Origin of the sequence: Neobacillus niacini (genome assembly GCF_048572935.1) — a bacterium.
Classification (GTDB): domain Bacteria; phylum Bacillota; class Bacilli; order Bacillales; family Cytobacillaceae; genus Neobacillus; species Neobacillus niacini.
Genome location: NZ_CP183883.1, coordinates 478,600 through 497,798, shown reverse-complemented (window position 1 = coordinate 497,798; position 19,199 = coordinate 478,600). Strand labels below are relative to the sequence as shown.

At 39.1% G+C, this 19,199-nt stretch carries 16 protein-coding genes; all 16 read left to right on the top strand.

Going from position 1 to position 19,199, the window contains the following annotated elements:
* Positions 1–15: 15 nt before the first annotated feature.
* Complete coding sequence (locus tag ACN6MT_RS02240) at positions 16–804, top strand: hypothetical protein (protein WP_419954645.1); 789 nt, start codon at positions 16–18, stop codon at positions 802–804.
* 14 nt (positions 805–818) lie between these two features.
* Positions 819–1,121 (top strand): WXG100 family type VII secretion target, encoded by a 303-nt coding sequence (locus ACN6MT_RS02235; protein WP_034675367.1) that lies wholly within the window; start codon positions 819–821, stop codon positions 1,119–1,121.
* A gap of 30 nt (positions 1,122–1,151) precedes the next feature.
* Positions 1,152–1,454: a pore-forming ESAT-6 family protein gene (locus ACN6MT_RS02230; protein WP_034675371.1), complete on the top strand. Its 303-nt coding sequence runs from the start codon at positions 1,152–1,154 to the stop codon at positions 1,452–1,454.
* A 113-nt stretch (positions 1,455–1,567) separates the two neighbouring features.
* Positions 1,568–2,413: an FHA domain-containing protein gene (locus ACN6MT_RS02225; RefSeq protein WP_419954644.1), complete on the top strand. Its 846-nt coding sequence runs from the start codon at positions 1,568–1,570 to the stop codon at positions 2,411–2,413.
* Positions 2,414–2,428: 15 nt separating this feature from the next.
* A complete protein-coding gene (locus ACN6MT_RS02220; protein WP_419954643.1) occupies positions 2,429–3,196 on the top strand; it encodes a PP2C family protein-serine/threonine phosphatase in 768 nt (255 codons plus the stop codon).
* A gap of 19 nt (positions 3,197–3,215) precedes the next feature.
* Positions 3,216–5,159 (top strand): protein kinase domain-containing protein, encoded by a 1,944-nt coding sequence (locus tag ACN6MT_RS02215; RefSeq protein WP_419954642.1) that lies wholly within the window; start codon positions 3,216–3,218, stop codon positions 5,157–5,159.
* A gap of 14 nt (positions 5,160–5,173) precedes the next feature.
* On the top strand, positions 5,174–5,617 hold the full coding sequence (locus tag ACN6MT_RS02210) for a hypothetical protein (protein WP_419954641.1): 444 nt from the start codon (positions 5,174–5,176) through the stop codon (positions 5,615–5,617).
* Between the two features lie 15 nt (positions 5,618–5,632).
* The gene (locus tag ACN6MT_RS02205; protein WP_419954640.1) at positions 5,633–10,507 is read left to right on the top strand and encodes an Ig-like domain-containing protein; all 4,875 of its coding nucleotides are present in this window, start codon (positions 5,633–5,635) and stop codon (positions 10,505–10,507) included.
* A 238-nt stretch (positions 10,508–10,745) separates the two neighbouring features.
* Positions 10,746–12,110: an adenylosuccinate lyase gene (gene purB, locus ACN6MT_RS02200; RefSeq protein WP_419954639.1), complete on the top strand. Its 1,365-nt coding sequence runs from the start codon at positions 10,746–10,748 to the stop codon at positions 12,108–12,110.
* Positions 12,103–12,615, top strand: coding sequence for a GNAT family N-acetyltransferase (locus ACN6MT_RS02195; RefSeq protein WP_419954638.1), 513 nt, complete (start codon positions 12,103–12,105; stop codon positions 12,613–12,615). Before purB ends, ACN6MT_RS02195 begins: the two co-directional genes overlap by 8 nt.
* A gap of 5 nt (positions 12,616–12,620) precedes the next feature.
* On the top strand, positions 12,621–13,427 hold the full coding sequence (locus ACN6MT_RS02190) for a transporter substrate-binding domain-containing protein (protein WP_419954637.1): 807 nt from the start codon (positions 12,621–12,623) through the stop codon (positions 13,425–13,427).
* A 14-nt stretch (positions 13,428–13,441) separates the two neighbouring features.
* Positions 13,442–14,119 carry an amino acid ABC transporter permease gene (locus ACN6MT_RS02185; RefSeq protein ID WP_034675393.1) on the top strand — a complete coding sequence of 226 codons (678 nt, stop codon included), beginning with the start codon at positions 13,442–13,444 and terminating at the stop codon, positions 14,117–14,119.
* Between the two features lie 12 nt (positions 14,120–14,131).
* The gene (locus ACN6MT_RS02180; RefSeq protein WP_034675396.1) at positions 14,132–14,872 is read left to right on the top strand and encodes an amino acid ABC transporter ATP-binding protein; all 741 of its coding nucleotides are present in this window, start codon (positions 14,132–14,134) and stop codon (positions 14,870–14,872) included.
* Between the two features lie 2 nt (positions 14,873–14,874).
* Positions 14,875–16,014 (top strand): amidohydrolase, encoded by a 1,140-nt coding sequence (locus tag ACN6MT_RS02175; protein WP_419954636.1) that lies wholly within the window; start codon positions 14,875–14,877, stop codon positions 16,012–16,014.
* Positions 16,007–17,338, top strand: coding sequence for an MmgE/PrpD family protein (locus ACN6MT_RS02170; protein ID WP_419954635.1), 1,332 nt, complete (start codon positions 16,007–16,009; stop codon positions 17,336–17,338). The genes ACN6MT_RS02175 and ACN6MT_RS02170 overlap by 8 nt, the downstream gene beginning before the upstream one ends.
* A gap of 195 nt (positions 17,339–17,533) precedes the next feature.
* Positions 17,534–18,964, top strand: a complete 1,431-nt coding sequence (locus tag ACN6MT_RS02165) for an alkaline phosphatase PhoX (RefSeq protein ID WP_419954634.1) — start codon at positions 17,534–17,536, stop codon at positions 18,962–18,964.
* Positions 18,965–19,199: the final 235 nt, after the last annotated feature.

The window sequence follows — 19,199 nt, the reverse complement described above, 5'->3', positions numbered from 1 at the left end:
TTTCCGCTAAGGAAGGTGCGCAATGAACATAAAAAGAAGGTCATATCCATCGTTCTTCCGTTCGTTCTATTAATAGCGGTAACAGGCTGTATGAATGAGAAATCCTCAGAGAACGGTATACTGACATATTTAAAAGAGACCTATAATGAAACTTTTGAAGTGGAGGCCTTTAAGGAAGGCAGTAGTATTTTTAAAAATATGTACGGAGCTGATAAAGTAATCGTTCATCCGAAGGGTAAGCCGGAGCATGTCTTTTTAGCAGGTGAAGATAGAGACCATGAAGGAGAATATTACGATAACTATGTGTTGTCTAAATGGTCAGATGAACTGACCAAGAGGTTAAAGCCTGAAATTAGCAATCTCCTGCCTAAGGACGCTGAATATAGAGTTTTGTTATTTGTCGAGGACGGAAAATATGATAGCTCCATGAAGGATATGTCTGTCGATGATTATTTAGTGAATGTAAATAATGAAGTAAGTATTGAATTAAAGGCAGCCGTTAGAAGTACAGGGAACCCAAATGTAACGGATTATAATGAACCGATTTTTCAACTGGTACAGTTGGTAAAACAAATGCATGTGAAATCAAGCCATGTGTCAGTAGGATTTGTTGATAGCGGAGCGGATATTTCCGATTATATTCGACCTCAAGTGTTAACAATACACCTTGGTCAAATTTGGATGCGAAGGTTTACGCAACGATTATGGTTGATAAAAGATTTACGATCTCTGACGCAAATCAAATTGAAGAATATTACGAAACGTTCGAGGAGTAAGTCAAGTCCAATGCTGACGGCACTTTAAAGGAGGTGATAAAGATGGCAAGAACAATCACAGTTGATCCAGCAAAGCTAGATACTGCTGCAGCAAAGATTGACCAGCAATCAGCTGATTATGAGCGTGTTTATAAAGCCCTTTTCAACGAGGTTGAAGGGATGCAGGCTGCTTGGCAAGGCGCTGATAACTTGGCTTACGTAAACCAGATTAAAGGATTTATGGACGATTTCAATCAGATGACGAGCTTGATGAAACAATACTCTGAATTCTTGAAAGTAAGTGCACGCACGTATCGTGAAACACAAAATGAAGTCATTAGTGGAGCGAAACGTTTAACAAACTAATAGAGTCATAATGAATGTGAGGTGGTAACCATGGCAGTAGAAGGAATCAAAATATCTCTGAATGAGGTTAGCAGTACGGCCAATCAAATCCGTAATCTAAATCAACAATTAACGGGTAGATTGGATGAAATTAAGAGAGAAATGAATGCTTTAGCGAATTCATGGAATAGTGATGCATCCAATACAATTCGTAATAATTTCAATGCACTTTCACCAAAGTTTGATAATTTCCGTGAAATTGTTGATAGCTATTCAAAGTTCTTAGATCAAACTGTAAATGCCTATAACTCAACAGAATCAGCAATCAACAGCAACGCGAGTGCATTTAAATAAGCCTGCAGGTTGTATTGTTCCTAACTCTCTTTTTAGAGGAGAGTTAGGAACAACATCATTTCTAGAGCACGTAACACATGGTAGTGCAAAAAAACTAAGATGGAGACGATAAAATGAAAACGGATTTGGAGAAGCTTTTTTCAGGAACGCTTACGAAAGAACAGTTGATGAATCATTTACTAAACATCGTCGACAGTTTAACGGAATTAGAAAAAAACAATGTAGATTTCGAAAACATCTTGCTAGACAAGAAACATATTTTTCTTGATCACTTTTCAAATAGATTAGTATTTATGTGTGTTCCCATAAAGGATAATGTCTTTGAAAAGGTATCAATGGGTGAATTCTTTAAAGAACTAATCGCCTCCACTACCTATGATGAAAATGATGATTTGCTGTGTTTTATCAAGCTTCATAATTACATAGCAAGTACACCTGCATTCCAATTGAAGGACTTTAAAGAAAAACTGATTGAGTTTTCCACCGGTCGGAAACAGAGAAAAGAGCAAGTACGAGAAACAAATTCTAATTTTTACAGTCCAGGATTCATCACACGTGCTTTAATGGCAACTGAGGAAGAAGGGACAACCGTTTTAGGGGCATTAAATGAGTTGGAAGAATATGAAGAAGGTACCACGGCGTTAGGGGTAGACAATAGAAATTTGTCAAAACCATTTCTCATCGATGCAGAAAGCGGTACGAATATTGTTGTAACGAAAGAAGTTTTTAAATTAGGAAGAGACCCTGAACAAGTCGATTATACGTTGAACAGTAAAGTGGTTGGGCGGATTCATGCGGAGTTGGTTACCACTGACGGCGAATATTTTTTAATTGATAAACATTCAAGAAATGGCAGCTATGTGAACGGAGTCAAACTGTCTTCAAATGAAAAAACCAAGATTAAACATGAAGATCGAATAAAGCTTGCCAATCAAGAATTTATTTTTAAGTTGTTTTAAAAGGGAGGTTACCTCATGGGGTTTTTAACAGCGCACCACACAGATTTAGGGATCAAAAAGAATACCAATCAAGATGCTTTGTTACTAAAGACAGCCAAAACCCCGAAAGGCTCAGTCGCCCTCTTCATCGTTTGTGATGGGATGGGCGGCTTGTCGCACGGGGAGCTGGCCAGCGCGACAGTCATTAGAGGTATGGCAGAGTGGTTTGATGTGGAAATGCCGAGACTCTCGCAATCAGAGTACATCGAGGAAGAAATTTATGCAGAAATAACAAAGTGCATTAATCAATTGAATGAGAAAATCCTCCACTACGGTGAAACCTCAAAAGTGAAATTAGGCACAACTCTGACCGCATTATTGATCTTCCACAATAAATATTTTATTGCTCATATCGGAGATAGCCGGGCATACAGCATTTCTAACAGCCTGCATCAACTGACGCAGGATCAAACGTTAGTCGCAAGGGAAGTGGCCCGTGGGAACATAACCGAAGAGCAGGCCAAAGTAGATCCGCGCCGAAATGTGCTGCTGCAATGTGTTGGGGCAACAAAAGAAATTGAAGTTGACTTTTCCACAGGTGATGTCCAAGTAAACACGGTGTTTATGTTATGTTCCGATGGATTCTACCATCAAATAACCGAGGAAGAGTTAGCGCTAAATCTTAGTCCAGAAACGATAAAAAGTGAGCAGGAGCTGAAGGACAAAGTTGTCGAGTTAGTAGAGTTAGTAAAGGCTAGGAAAGAAGTAGATAATATTTCGGTTGTAGCAGCAAAAGTTTTGTAATTTAGCGGGGGCGTTTTTCTTGATAGAAATTGGAGCGGTAATTGATGAAAGATATGAAATATTAAAGGAAATTGGCCGCGGCGGCATGAGTATCGTTTATCTAGCAATGGATAACAGACTGAACAAATCATTAGTCGTAAAGGACATTCGTAAACGCGCATCTAGCAATAACGAGCTTCTGATCAACAGCTTGATTGTCGAAGCCAATATGCTCAAAGTTCTTGACCATGGGGCGCTGCCAAAGATCTACGATATTATCGAATCTGAGGGTGATATCTATGTGGTCATGGACTATATCGAAGGAGAGTCTTTAAAAGAAAAGCTGAAACGAGAAAAGACAATTTCGACGAATCAGGTTATTGACTGGGCAAGGCAGCTAAGTGAGGTTTTGGAATACTTACATACAAGAAAACCCTACCCAATTATTTATCGTGATATGAAACCAGATAATATCATGCTTACCCCTGAAGGGAAAATTAAGCTGATTGACTTTGGAATCGCAAGGGAATTCAAGAGCGAGAGTTCTACGGACACAACCAATTTAGGAACGAAATCTTATGCCGCACCTGAGCAGATGTCCGGCAAGCAGACGGATGCGCGCACGGATATCTATAGCTTAGGCGTTACCTTGTATCATCTAATCACCGGTAAGAGTTTGAATGAGCCGCCCTTTGAGCTTAAACCAATCCGTCATTGGGATCCAGCCCTTCCTGAAGGGCTAGAACATATTATTATGAAAGCGACACAGTCAGAGCCAGCCAATCGCTATCAAAGCTGCAGTGAACTATCCTATGACCTTGAAAATATTAACAAGCTGACAGCAGGGTATAAAAAGAAGCTGCGCAAGAAGCTATCCATCTTTCTTGTACCTGCTGTTTTGTGTCTCATCTTTACGACCACAACCGTGTTTGGATATAAAGGCGTGAAAAATACGCAGTTCCAAGATTATATGAGCTTGGTGAATGATAGCTTGGTTTATTTAATGGATGGCAACGATAAGAAAGCAATTGAAACCTTGGAAAAAGCAATCACAACCATCGATAATCGCCGAGCTGAAGCCTATATCAATTTACTAGATTTATATAGTAATAGAAATGAAACTGATACGGGGTTAGCAAAAATAGAAGCCTATATTGAGGATGAGTATGGAGATATCCATGAGAATAATGAGGTCCGATTTAAAATGGGGATGACGTATTTTGATATCAAACATAACTACTCGGAGGCGTTAAAGCATTTCAATCAAGTCGATCCAGAGGTAATTCCAGATGCGCAGTATTATGAAGCATTAGCGACAACGATGATTTCAATGAATATTGACTATAAGAAGTTCTCCGAAAATCTACTTGAATTTGAAACGTTCAATGATCGGCTGCCAAATGGACGAAAGAAAATTGATAACTATAATTCTTTAGCAAATATATACATCTCGTATAAAGGGCAAATAACCGATGCCAATACCAAAGCAATTGAAATTGTTGAAAAAGCCTACGAGGTTCTACGATTAGTCGAAAATGAGAACTTATTAATCAAGTATGAATTGGATTTTGAACAAAAATTAGCCCAAGCCTTCTATAGCAGAGGTGTAAATTCAAAGGATAAAGTGACCGCAAGGGAAGACTACGAGCAGGCAATCGAGCATTATCAAAACCTTATAGAATTAAATGCTAGTAATGAAGAAGAAATCGTAGTGAAAATTGGGGTCATTTATCAAGAAATGGGTGAGCATGCCCGCGCGGGTGAGCAATTCCAAAAAGCGATAAAAAGGTTTCCAAAAAGTACGGATGCCTATGTGAAGCTTGGAAATTTATTGTTAGATATCGAACAAAGTAAAGAGGAATCCAGTCGAAATTATCAAGCCGCAAAGCTGGTTTATGAACAAGCAAGCGCACTAGATCAAGCAGGTGAGGATGAAGCCTTCAAAAAGCTAAAAAGGAGGTTTGATAGCTTAAGTATTAACTAGAAAGGAGCTGGAAAATGGAGTACCAAATTATGCTTTACGGTGGAATGGCCGGTGCACTGATAACCTTAATTATTTCAATTATCCTCTACGTCAAAATGGGTATTGCCCAAGTGGTCGAGGATTTAACCGGTATAAGCCTTCGGAAAAGATTACATAAAAAGCGAAAAGCCCAAGATAAATCAAATGAAAAGCTGCTGACAAAGGAAATTATGTTAAAGAAGCAATATGCTTGGGAGGCTGCAGCTAGTCAAGAAACCGAACTTATGGACAATAAGCTAGAGGAAACAGCCTTACTAGGTGATGAAGATATCGAAGAAACCACTTTGTTAACAGCCGACCTTGATGAAACAACGGTTTTATCGGAGGAGGCAGAGGAAACTTCATTATTACTAGAAAAAGAAGATTTTTTCAAAAAAGAAGTTGATGTAATCGTTGTTCATTCCACCACGATTATCTAAGGGGAGTTTAGTAGAATGGCAGAGAGTATAGCTAAAAGATACAAAAGTAAAAAGAAGGTAATCTGGACATTAACGGTCATTCTTTTGCTAATTTCAGTGTTTATATTTAGCACAAATGCATTTTCACTTGATGGGGCAAAGCGATTTATTGTCTTTAATGAGGAAAAATGGGACATGGAATCAATGGATCAGCCAGAGTGGATGACCAATAAAGATAGTGTTACCTTCAAGGTAGATTTAAAGGAAGATTTTGAGAATAACAGTCAGGGTGATAGTGTTACGGAGTGGAAGGTACCGTTTACAGTTATGGCTGATTACCAAGGCGGTAAAGTCCCAATAACCATGGAAGAAATGAAGGACCCTGAGTTAGGTTTTTTAGGGGAATATTTGGTTTCAATCCCAATGCAGCCTGATAGTCCCGAGGGCAGCCTACACGTAACAGTGAAATTTGCTGAGGGTAATTCATGGAATATCCCAGTTTCAACTAATTCCTTCACCATAAATCGAGATGCTGTTAAGCCTGTAGTGACGATTACACCTTGGTTCGAAAATGGAAGTTTTCAAGACGGAGGGTTTACTAACAAGCCGGTCTCAATGGGTATAAAAGTAACGGACAGTAATTTTCTTCCTGGAGACGATACGATTTCAATTCTAAAGGATGGGATTGCCTACCAACCAGCACAGGCACCTGCCTGGAAAGAAAATGAAACGTTCCTAACTTTCGATAATACCGGATTTTATGAAGTAACGATTGCTGCCGCTGATAAAGCCGGAAATAAAAGTGATTCCACAAAAGCCACTTTTGGTATCGTGAAACAAGGTCCTCGATTAACGATAAAGGATAAAAACGACAGTGGTTTTTATAAAAATGTTGAACTGGAAGTGGAAAGCGACATTCTTATCTATGACGCAACAGCAGTGATTGAGAAGACGAACAATGGTGAAACGACGTCGGAAGTGAGAAGTTTCGAGAAAAAAGGTAAAAATGCTGTCCTTTCCCTGAAAGAGGATGGTAACTACAAGGTAAGTGTTACGGTAAAAGATCGGCAAAATATTGATCCTGGACATCAGCTAGGGATCACAAGTTTTACGATTGATCAAACAGCACCGGCCCTAGCCATTAACGGTGTTATTGACCAAGGAGAATACAAGGAACCTAAAGATGCTCAAATCAGTGTGATTGATGCGAATGTCGATAATAGTAAAACCCAGCTTAAAATAACGGCAGGAAACCGAGTAACAACCTATAAGGGTGAAGAAGCTTACAAAAAGTATTCTTTTACCGAGGAAGGTGTTTATGTACTTGAATTAAGCGCCACCGATAGGGCTGGGAATACCGCAGTTAAAAAACTAACATTTATAATCGATAAGTCTGCGCCAACACTTGATATCACTGGGGTAAATACAGGGGAATTTTACAACGCGGATAAAAATAAAAAGGAAGTAACAGTATCCGTAGAAGATTTAACCCTTGATTTAACGCAAACAACGTTAAAAGTCGAGAAAGATGGGGCTGCTTATCCAGAATCGATTCAGTTGAGCGGCGTATCAGACTCAAGAGCAGAGGCAAAACATACCTTTACAGCTGAAGGGAAATATAAGCTTACCCTTACTTCAACCGATAAACTAAAACAAGCTGCGACAGCAAAATCAGTTTCTTTTACCATTGATAATACAGCCCCAAAATCGGTTGTTACCCTAGATGGCACGGTGATGACAGAAGATGAACTAGTGGTGGATGGCGAGAAAACGGTAAAAATAATGGTAACCGACAAGCACCATGACGCTTACAACCTAACGGTTAAGAAGAATGGAGAAGAGTATCGAATCAATCCATTCATTCGTGAAGGTGACACAGTAACAGCGGAACATTTATTTAAAGATGACGGAGTCTATGAAATTAAAGTAACATCTACCGATAAAGCGGGTAATGAAAGTGTTCTGACAAAAACCATTACGATTGATACAGGCAAACCAGATATTCAATTTAAAGGGGTTAACCATCAGGAACACTATAACAGTGAAACGGTGGATGTAACAGTAATCGTCAATGATTTCACGTTTGATAAAAACAAAACAACCCTTGAAATGACAAGAACTAATGGTGATCAGGTGACCGAACTTAAACCAGGCAGCTGGGACATCTATGATTATTTGAAGTGGCTGTATAAAGGGGAAATGAACCTTACTTTCCGGGATGAAGGCGTGTATCAGCTTAAAGTAACCGCAGAGGATAAATTCGGAAAAGTGAGCTCGAAAACCGTAGCGTTTACCATTGATAGAACTGCACCAATGGTGGATATTACTGGGATTAATGAAGGTGCCTTTGTTAAAGGCGGTAAGGTTGTCATCGGGGTTAATGAATACTACTTTGAAACAAATAAGGTAACGGTTAGTGTTCAGAAAGATGACAGTGAAAAAGAAGAAACGTTTGTGAATATAGATGAGCAATCTAAACTTGCATTAGACTTTACTGAAGATGGAGATTATCGGATAAAAGTGTCTGCAGAAGATAAGGCTGGAAACAAAGCCTCCGACATGGAATTATCGTTTACCGTCGATACGATTAAACCAGTAATCGAGATTATCGACGAGAACACTAGCGAACAGGTGAAGAATCACTCCTATCACGCAGAGGGCAAAAATGTTTCAATCGTAGTCAATGAACATAATTTTGCTAACAACAATGTCCAGTATGAAGTAATAGAAAAAAATACTGTTACGAATGAAAGTAAAACGGTATGGATCCGTGAGTGGAGAAACTTTGCTGAAATATCTAGTCTTTCCTATCAATTTAAAGATGACTATGAGTATTTCATCAAGGTGATTGCAGAAGACGCAGCTGGCAACACCGCTGCTGAAAAATCTGTAACGTTTACGATTGATACGATCAATCCGATAATAGCAACCGATGGTATGGAGAATGGCCAGCATTACCAAAGTACGTCAGCAGCTTTTTGGGTCAAGGATACGAATATCGACATATCCAATACGAAGCTGAATGTGTTAAAAGACGGGGTGCCTTATAGCATTGGTGATATTGCATTAAGTTATCAAACAGAAGGTGCACTAAGCTATACGTTTAAAGAAGAAGGAAATTATACAGTGACGTTGGAAACAACTGATAAAGCGAAGCGAAAAAGCGTCCATGGACCGATAAGTTTTATTATTGATTCAACGAAGCCGGTTGTAAAAGTCGAAGGTGTGGACAATCATTCCTTTAACCCTACAGACAAAAACGTAACAGTATCCGTAAATGAGAAGAATTTTTCAACAAATAATGTTGAATTGGTGGTAACAAAAGATAACAAGCGATATGATTTTGGTTCTTTCATCACGAACCAAAAACAGCTTTCCTCCATTAGTCATAATTTTTCCGAAGATGGATTGTATGATATCTTGGTTAAATCAACTGATAAAGCTGGCAATGGACCTGTTGAGGTAAACCGCACATTTACGATTGATAAAACAAAACCTACTATAGAAATAACGGGTGTGGATCAGGACGCCTTTTATAATGTGGATAAGAAAGTAAGTGTAGCGATTCGCGACGTGAACTTAGACATGAACAAAATAACGGTTACAAGAGATGGTGCCCGATATAATGCCGGCAGCTTCTCTATCAGCAATAATACGGCATCGCTTCATCATAATTTTAGTGAAGAGGGAGACTATCAAGTCTTGGTAGAAGCTGCCGATAAAGCTGGAAATAGTTTCTCACAGCAAGTGAGCTTCACGATTGATAAAACAAAGCCAGTCATCACCCCTAAATTTCAAGGACAAAACAGAGTCATCAAGGACGGTGAATATATAAACGAAATCTTCACACCGGAATTTGCTCTTGATCAGAAAGATGATTCGATCGTTTCTGTTGCATTAAACGGTACAAATACAGGCAGAACGGCTCCGACTGCTTCGAAGGAAATGGCTTACCACTTTCATGTATTAGCTCGAGATAAAGCGGGTAATGAAACAACGTTGGAAATCAAGTTTACTGTCGATACAACAAAGCCGGCATTATCCATTTCCGGTATACTTGATGGATTTTTTAATGAGAATGTGGTGCCAAATATTACGTATTCAGACATTCATTTAGATCCAAGCAGAACTTCTGTAACGTTGAATGGTGCTCCATACAAAAACGGAACGAAACTAGAATTGGAAAAAGACTATGTTCTCAAAGCAATCGTGACAGATTTAGCGAACAATGTTAGTACGAGAACCATCGTTTTTACAATTGATAAAACGTCACCAGTCATCAAGTTTAAAGAACCTGTTTCGAATAAGTATTTTAATAAGGATGTAATTCCGGAGCTGTTGATTGAGGATTTGAACGAATATGATATCATTGCCCTAACCTTGGACGGCAAGGAATATAAACTTGGCGATCCGATTACTTCTGAAGGTAAGCATGTTTTGTTTTTCGAGGTAAAGGATAAAGCCGGAAATATTAAGCAATTAAGTGTTGAGTTTGTTATAGATAAAAAAGCTCCGAAGATTATTTATGATGGAATTAAGCAGAATGAGCAATACTATGAGGCTGTTAAAGCAACAATAAGCCTTGATAATCCAAAGGATAACATTAAATCTATTCTGGTAAATGGCAAGGTTCATCACTTTGAACAATCAGCTGGTGAGAATGGTGCGGCCGTCTTTACGTCTACTTTCTCAGAGATTAATTCCTATAAGGTAGAAGTTACAGCAGTGGATGATGCGGGAAATGAAACGACTATAGACATTCCGTTTGAGATTGCCGAGAAAACGGCTTTAGTGAAGTTTTATGAGAACAAACCATTGTTTGCAGGTTCGTTAATCGGACTATTTGGAGTAATGGGACTTGGAATCACTGTATTAGCTAGACGAAAGAAAACAGCAGCAGTGGAGGAATAAAATCAGCAGAAGGCTGTAAATGATGAACAGATCATTTACAGCCTTCTTAGCATTTTACCTTTTTCAATTGTCTGGATTTTTTTGGCAATGTCGGAATCTATCATTTTTTGATTTAATTTGTTTAATAGAAAGACTAATTATGTTAAAATACTTCTTATTCATAGTAAAACTATAGGTTTTTATATTTTTAGAGAAAATTCCAATGATTTTTAAATTTTCTTTGAAGGGGTGGGCATAATTGGGTTCTCATGTTTTAGATTTAAGAATGTTGCAAAATAACTTTAGTACGGAAGAAATGCGTTCTGTTTGGAATGATGAAAATAGATTGCAAAAAATCCTTGATGTTGAAGCAGCGTTAGCAGTGGCAGAAAGTGAACTTGGAGTTATTCCAAAGAAAGCTGGAAAAGCTATCAAGGATGCTGCTAAAATAGAAAACTTCGATATTGAGAAAATTGCAACTGAGGCTGCTAAATTAAAACATTCTTTAATGGCGACGGTTAATCATCTGCAGTCACTATCAGGAGAATACGGCGAATATGTTCACTATGGCGTCACTACACAGGATGTGACCGATACGGGTACTATTCTTCAACTGAAAGAAGCAAATGAGATTCTTAAGCGTGATACCAAGAAAGTAGCAGAGCTCTTAATTGGTTTGGCTTCTAAGTATAAGGAAACGCCAATGCCTGGAAGAACACACGGGATGCAAGGTTTGCCGACAACGTTTGGCTTTAAGCTTGCAGTTGTATTAAGTGAGTTTGAACGCCATTTAGAAAGATTAAAGGCTGCTGAAGAACGTGTATTAACCGGAGTCCTTGCTGGCGGTGTTGGCACGTATGCTGCTCTAGGTAGTATCGGTACAGAAGTGGAAGCGCGAGCGTTACAACTTTTAGAGCTGGATACCCCTGATATCTGTTGGCATTCTTCTCGAGACCGAATTTCAGAGTACGGTTCTGTGCTTGGATTAATCAGTGGTTCACTCGGTAAATTGGGGAATGAATTCTATAATTTAATGCGCACAGAGATTGATGAAGTAGAAGAACCATTTGCTGCAGGGAATGTTGGTTCGACAACCATGCCGCATAAGCGAAATCCTGCTATTTTTGAAGGTATTGCAAGTCTAACTAGACCAATTCTTCATAGTGTTGCTTTGCTGCATGAATCCTTAATGATGGAACATGAAAGAGACGCGATGAGCTGGAGAAGTGAATGGATCGCTTTACCTGAAATTTGTTTATATTTATCGTCACAACTAAAAAGTACCATTACAGTTCTACAAGGGCTTGTAGTAAAACCTGAAAATATGATGAGAAACCTGGAACTTCAAGGTGGACTTGTCCTTTCAGAACGTGTCATGTTTGCTTTATCTGAAAAAGTAGGAAAACAATCAGCACATCACCTTGTTTATGAAATCGCAATGGAATCGACGGAACAAAAAATTCCATTTAAAACACTTCTTATTCAAAATGAAAAGGTAAGTGCAGTCCTTTCTGAGGAGCAAATTAATCAACTTTTAGACCCAGGCCAGTATATTGGGCTAGCAAGCCAAAAAGTCGACGAGGTTATTTCTTCAATCAAAAATGGAGGAAATCTAAGTGAGTAATGTGACCTTCCATCAAGCGACAAATGAGGATATCCCAGCATTAATCGATTTATCCTTACGGGGGTATGCTACTATCCGTGAATTGGGAATTCATTTTGCTGCTGCAACTGCAGATGAGGAATTGGTAAAAAGAAATATTAATGAAAATATTTGTTTTTATATGAAAGACGGGGACGAAATGGTGGCGACTGCTTCTATACGGATGCCATGGGGTACCCATCATGGACCATATGAAGTTCCACATATTTGGTGGGTGGCGGTGGCTCCTGAATTTAAGAGAAAAGGGTATGCTACAAAAATATTAGATTTTGTTGAGTATGATTTTTTAAGAGATAAACTTCATTGTCCGTCTGTAACGCTTGGGACTGCAAAAGAACACCCTTGGCTTGCTGAAATGTATCTTAAGCGCGGGTATAAAGAGGTTGGAGAGGCAGATTTAGGAAAAGGGCACACCACCGTTTATTTAGAAAAATTGTTATTATCAAAAACATATAAAAAAAGGTAGGGAACATGATGAAGAAAAAAATCGCATTAATTATTAGTATCGCACTTTTATTATTTTTAGCTGCTTGCGGCGGTACAAATGAACAATCAAAAGATAATGGAAATAGTGAAAAAAGTGAAGAAAAAAAGGTAATTCGTGCAGGTTCAACAGCACAAAGCTATCCAAACGGTTATGAAGAAGATGGTAAGTTAATTGGATTTGACGTAGAAGTGTTTGAAAAAGTTGCAGCAAACCTTGGCTATGAAGTGGAATGGGTAAAATCTGACTTTGCAGGATTAATGGGTCAGTTGGAAACAGGTAAAATTAACACAGTTGCGAACTTTGTTGCAGTAACAGCTGAAAGAAAAGAAAAATACAACTTCTCTGAGCCTTACGCATATGCAGGGGCTACAATTGTTACACATAAAGACAACGATTATGATAGTTTAGAAGATTTAAAAGGAAAAACGGTTTCCGGTGTTCTAGGTTCTAACAATGTTAAAAACTTACAAAATTTTGACCCTGAAATTATTCCAAAAACGTATGAAACACGTGATGGAGCTATGAATGACGCGATTAACAAACGTGTAGATGGATATGTAAACTCTAAATCTTCCTTAATTGCTGAAATTGCTAAAGGCGACCTGCCATTGAAATTTGTTGGCGACCCATTTGTATATGAAGATATTGCTTTTCCTTTTGTGAAAACGGAAGAAGGCGAGAAATTAAGTAAAGAGTTTAATACTGAAATTCAAAAATTACGTGAAGATGGAACGTTAACAGAATTATCAAAGAAATATTTCTCTGGTGAAGACATCACAGTTAAGCAATAATCTGGAGGTATAACATGGAATTTAAACTAGATTTCGGCTATTTAGTCGAAATTATCCCAGAGCTTTTATCATTCATACCTCTTACGCTGTTTCTTGCTGTTATATCGATGATATTTGCTATTATCGGCGGTTTGATTTTAGCCTTAATTATAAGATCGAATATTCCAGTCCTTAAACAGTTAGCGACGATATATATTTCGTTTTTTCGTGCCATTCCAACATTGGTACAATTGTTTTTAATCTATTATGGGTTACCGCAGATTTTTCCGGCATTTACTGCGATGACGGCCATTACGGCGGCAATTGTGGGATTAAGCTTAAAACAGGCAGCTTTTCTGGCTGAAATCTTCCGTGCAGCCCTAAATTCTGTTGATAAAGGACAAGTAGAGGCGTGTTTATCCGTCGGAATGACAAGAGCTCAGGCCTTTCGCCGAATTGTCCTGCCGCAGGCAACGCGTAATGCGATTCCTGCAACAAGCAACGTTTTTATTGGTTTAATTAAAGAAACATCCCTAGCGTTTACATTAGGGGTAGTTGAATTATTCGCACAAGGAAAAATCTTAGCGGCATCATCTCTTAAATTTTTTGAAACCTATTTAGCATTGGCGTTACTATATTGGTTCTTAATTATCATCTTTACCTTGATCCAGCAGACGCTTGAAAAACGAATGGAAAAACCGTATATATCGTAAAGGAGTTTTACCATGATAACTGTTACAAATCTGAAAAAGAGGTTCGGTGAAAATATCGTATTAAATGGCGTCGATTTACATGTTAATCGTGGCGATGTATTAGCGATTATTGGACCATCTGGCTCGGGGAAATCGACGTTACTGCGCTGCTTGAATTTATTAGAAATGCCGGATGAAGGCATTATTGAAATTGGCGATACAAAAGTGGATGTAACGAAAATGAGCAGAAAGGAAACGCATCTGCTCAGGCAGGAAACGGCCATGGTTTTCCAAAACTATAATCTTTTTAAAAATAAAACGGCTTTGCAAAATGTTACAGAGTCATTAATTGTCGCAAAGAAAATGGATAAGCAGGAAGCCGAAAGAATAGGAAAAGAGCTTTTAATCAAGGTTGGTCTTGAGGACAAGTTTCATCAGTATCCTGCTACCTTATCAGGCGGGCAGCAGCAGCGTGTTGGGATTGCCCGAGCGCTTGCTGTGAACCCGCATGCAATTTTATTTGACGAACCAACTTCAGCGCTTGATCCAGAATGGGTCTCTGAAGTTCTACAAGTAATAAAAAATATTGCTCAACAGAAAACAACGATGATTATCGTGACTCACGAAATGAAATTTGCCGAAGAGGTAGCCAATCGGGTTATTTTTATGGCAGATGGTAATATTGTTGAAGAAAATGAACCAAAGGAAATTTTCCATAACCCGAAAAATCCAAGAACGAAACAATTCTTAAAAACATTGGAAAGAGATGAATAAACATGAACATGTCTCATGAACTATTACGTGATTTAATTGAAAAACGAAGATATTTACATGAGAATCCAGAACTTGCATTTGAAGAATTCAATACGACTGAACATATAAAAAAATGGTTAACAGAGCATGGGATTTCGATCCTGCCGCTTGATTTAGAAACAGGATTGGTTGCTGAGGTAAAAGGGGCATTTGATGGACCAACTATTGCCATTCGTGCGGATATTGACGCTTTGCCAATCAATGAAAAAACGAATGTACCATTTAAGTCTAAAGTTGAAGGCAAAATGCATGCATGTGGTCATGATTTCCATACTACTTCGATTTTAGGGGCAGCGATTCTTTTAAATCGCAAGAAAGAAGAGTTACATGGGACTGTCAGATTTATTTTTCAAGCTGCAGAAGAAGTGGCCCAAGGGGCAAAGAAATTTGTTGAAAAAGGTGCATTAGAAGGCGTCTCTGCCATTTTTGGTATGCACAATAAACCTGATTTACCTGTAGGAACCATTGGTGTAAAATCAGGCGGTCTGATGGCAAGTGTCGATAAGTTTGAAATAAAGTTTATTGGTGTAGGCGGCCACGCAGGAATACCTCATAATTCCATTGATCCGATTGTCATTGCTAGTCAATACGTAACAGCTGTGCAATCGATTGTTTCTAGAAGAATGGATTTATTTGATAATGCTGTCGTTAGTATCACGAGTATTCATGGCGGCAACACATGGAACGTGATTCCTGATGTTGTTACGTTAGAAGGTACCGTTCGTACGTTCCAGCCGAAAGCACGTGAAGCGATTCCTGGTTTAATGAAGAAATTGGCTGAGTCCATTGCTGAAGGAAATGGTGGTTCAGTCGAATTTAACTGGGAAGATTATTTGCCAGTCGTTAATAACGATTCGAAATTCGAAGAAGTCATTCGTGCGACAGTAGTGGAAAGTGGTTATCAGGTTGCAGAGGCAGTACCGAGTGCAGGCGGAGAAGATTTTGCCTTTTATCAAACTTACATTCCAGGCTTTTTTGTTTGGATGGGGGTAGAGGGACCACAAGAATGGCACCATCCTGAGTATGATTTGAAAGAAGACGCTATAAAGGTTGCTTCCCAGTTTTTCGCAAATTTAGCGGTAAAAGTTTTAGGAAATGACTGATTTTACTCGATTCATTGTTGGCCAGATAAACAGCACTTCTGATTATGAAAAGCTTGGAGCCGTGACAAAAAGAAATTTAAAAAACGGAGTATTGGACTATTTTATCTCTTGTTATGCAAGTGTGAAATATGATCCGTACTTTCAAAATGTATTGAATACTGCAATTTACAGCAGCCTTGATAAGGCTGCTGTTATTGGTACGGAATGGAAGGTACATCCTTTTGATGCGTGCCTGATTAACGGGTATTCGGCACATGCCTTAGATTTAGACGATGTCCATTCTGAGATTCGCGGTCATCCCTCTGCGGTTATTTTAAGCTTAATGTTCTCTTTAGTAGAGAAAAAGGACGATATCCATTCTTTCTATGAAGCTTATTTAATAGGGATAGAAACAATGACCCGGTTCGCTAAGTTATTGGGAACAGAGCATTATGAAAAAGGTTTTCACACGACAGCTACGGCAGGGGTTTATGGAGCGGTAGCAGCTGGCGCGCATTATTTGAATTTTTCTTCTGACCAAATGGCTCAAGCTTTAAATTTATGTGTTTCTAAAATTAGCGGTTCAAGAAGTCATTTTGGGACATTGATCAAACCCTTACATGCTGGGTTGGCAGCACAGAATGCATGGCAAATCCTACATCTTGTAAAAAATAATGTCACCGGAAGTGAAAATACCATTCTTTCCAAAAATGGATTGCTGTCTATGTATGTAGAAAATGAGAGAGAGCCATGGCAGCTTTTTGAAAAGTGGGGGGAATCGTGGGCGATTGACACCCCTGGATTGTGGTTTAAATTATATCCATGCTGCTCGGCTAATGCGCATGTGATAGATGCAGTGAAGGAAATTAAGATGAAACATAGATTTACAGCTGGTGAAGTGGCCTCTGTCGAACTATTCTTTCCTCCTAATGGGGATGCGGCATTGGTTCATACTAGCCCAGAAAATGGAGAACAAGGTCGTTTTAGTGCTGAATATTGCACGACGCTGCTGTTGTTGGATCAAGATTTATCGATTGAAAACTTTACAGTGGGCACGATTTCGGGAGAAGTTCACAATATTATGCGAAAGATAAAGCGAAATTATGATGGAAACATCCCAAAAAAAGAGGTTAGTTATCCAAAGGGGAGATATTGTATAGCAGAAGTATCCCTAATGGATGGGCAAAGGTTTGTATCAAGGGTGGACGCTCCGATGGGTTCACCAGGTAACCCGCTCAAATTCGAAGACCTATTAAATAAGGCTTCCAATTTATTGGGTAATGAGGCAAAAAATCTAATCGAGATTTTTTCTTCAGAAGTGGAGTCGTTTGAAAGGCTTTTATAGAAGATTTCAGTTTATACTGCCTGACCCTAAAGTCAATAGGGTTAGGCATTTTTTTGTAATTGAAATGAAACTAAGAACGATTTACAATTCCTTATCATTAATTTACTGAATATTTACGTAAATCCTGATTTCTCTTAAAACTATTCATTTAATCTATTACTAGATTCATAATTAATAGTTGAGGAGAGATAGTCTGTGAATAATGAAACTTCTAAAAATGGCCTGAACAGAAGAGACTTTTTAAAAGCGGGAGGAATGGGTACACTTGCCCTTACAATTGGTTCAACAGGGGTATTGGCACTTGGATCAAAAGCATTTGCAGATAAGGCGAATAATCCAACCAGCGGTTTTGGAGGTTATGGTCCTCTGGTACCGGATCCTAATGGAATTCTCGACCTTCCAGAAGGTTTTCATTACAAAATTATCTCTACAGAAGGCGGTTCAATGTCAAACGGGGCAAAAATCCCGGGTGCCTTTGATGGAATGGCAGCATTCGAAGGACCAAACAATACTACTATTTTAGTTCGTAACCATGAATTGGGGGCAGGCGCAGCATTTGGAAGCAATCCTTTTGATGCAGCTGCTCAAGGTGGTACAACGGCTCTAGTTGTAGGGGCTAATCGAGAAGTGGTAAAAGAATATGTAACCTCTTCAGGTACCATTCGTAATTGTGCTGGCGGGGCGACACCTTGGGGTACATGGTTAACTTGTGAAGAAACACGTTCTGAGACACATGGATATGTATTCGAAGTAGATCCACAGCAGCCGGAAGACGAAATGTCCAAAACACCAATCAAGGAGATGGGCCGTTTTGCACACGAAGCTTGTGCAATTGATCCAGCGACAGGATACGTATACTTAACTGAGGACGCTAGCCCAAGTTACCTGTACCGTTTTATCCCAAATAACCTGAGCCAAAAGCCTGGCGCGTTACAGGAAGGTGGTACGCTGTTTGCAGCTGCGATAGAAGCAGTAACTGATCCAGCAGCTAGCACATTTAAAACAGGACAAACATTTAAAATTGTTTGGAAGAAAGTAGACCCTCATTTGTGCCGTGAGGAAGCTGCTGCACAGAATTGTATTAAGTTCTCTAGACTTGAGGGAGCGTTCTTCCAAGAGGGTGTTTTCTGGTTCGATGACACCTCTGCTGGTGACAAAAAGCTTGGACGCGTTTACCGTTATATTCCCCACACTAATACATTAGAACTTTTCTATGAGGGAAATGATGCACGAGAAATGGAATATCCAGATAATATCTGCTGTACTCCATGGGGCGACCTTTGGTATGCAGAAGATGGTTCAGGTCAAGACCGACTTATGGGAATTACCCCAGAAGGCAAAGTCTATCCTTTTGCTGCCAACGTTCTAAGTGGATCTGAATTGGCAGGACCAACCTTCTCCCCTGATGGAAACACACTTTTTGTTAATATTCAAAGTCCAGGCAAAACCTTTGCAATCTGGGGACCGTTCCAACGCAGAAACTCTGCGCGCGCAAGAGAAATGTCCTACTCTGCTCCTGTCAATCTTGCACCGCAAGTTTCGGAAAAAGTGGCGAAGGCTGCAGAGGCGCAAGGTATGTCGGTACTTGAAGCAGCTGCATTTGAACGTCATGGGATAAAGTTATAATTTAGTATTAACTTAAAAAAACAGAGATCAAATTTCTTTATTGGATGTTTTGTCATTAATCTAGTAACAAGTAAAAGTTAAAAATAGGCGGACGTTTTCCGGTTAAAAACAAAATGAAGCTCGTTTCGGGGAAAATAAGCGGAGGATTTCCGTCTATGCAAAGCAAAATCTCTCATTTTCCACTTTTTCAAGCCAATAGGCGGAATTTCTCCGTCTAATTAAGCCTTTTTTAAAA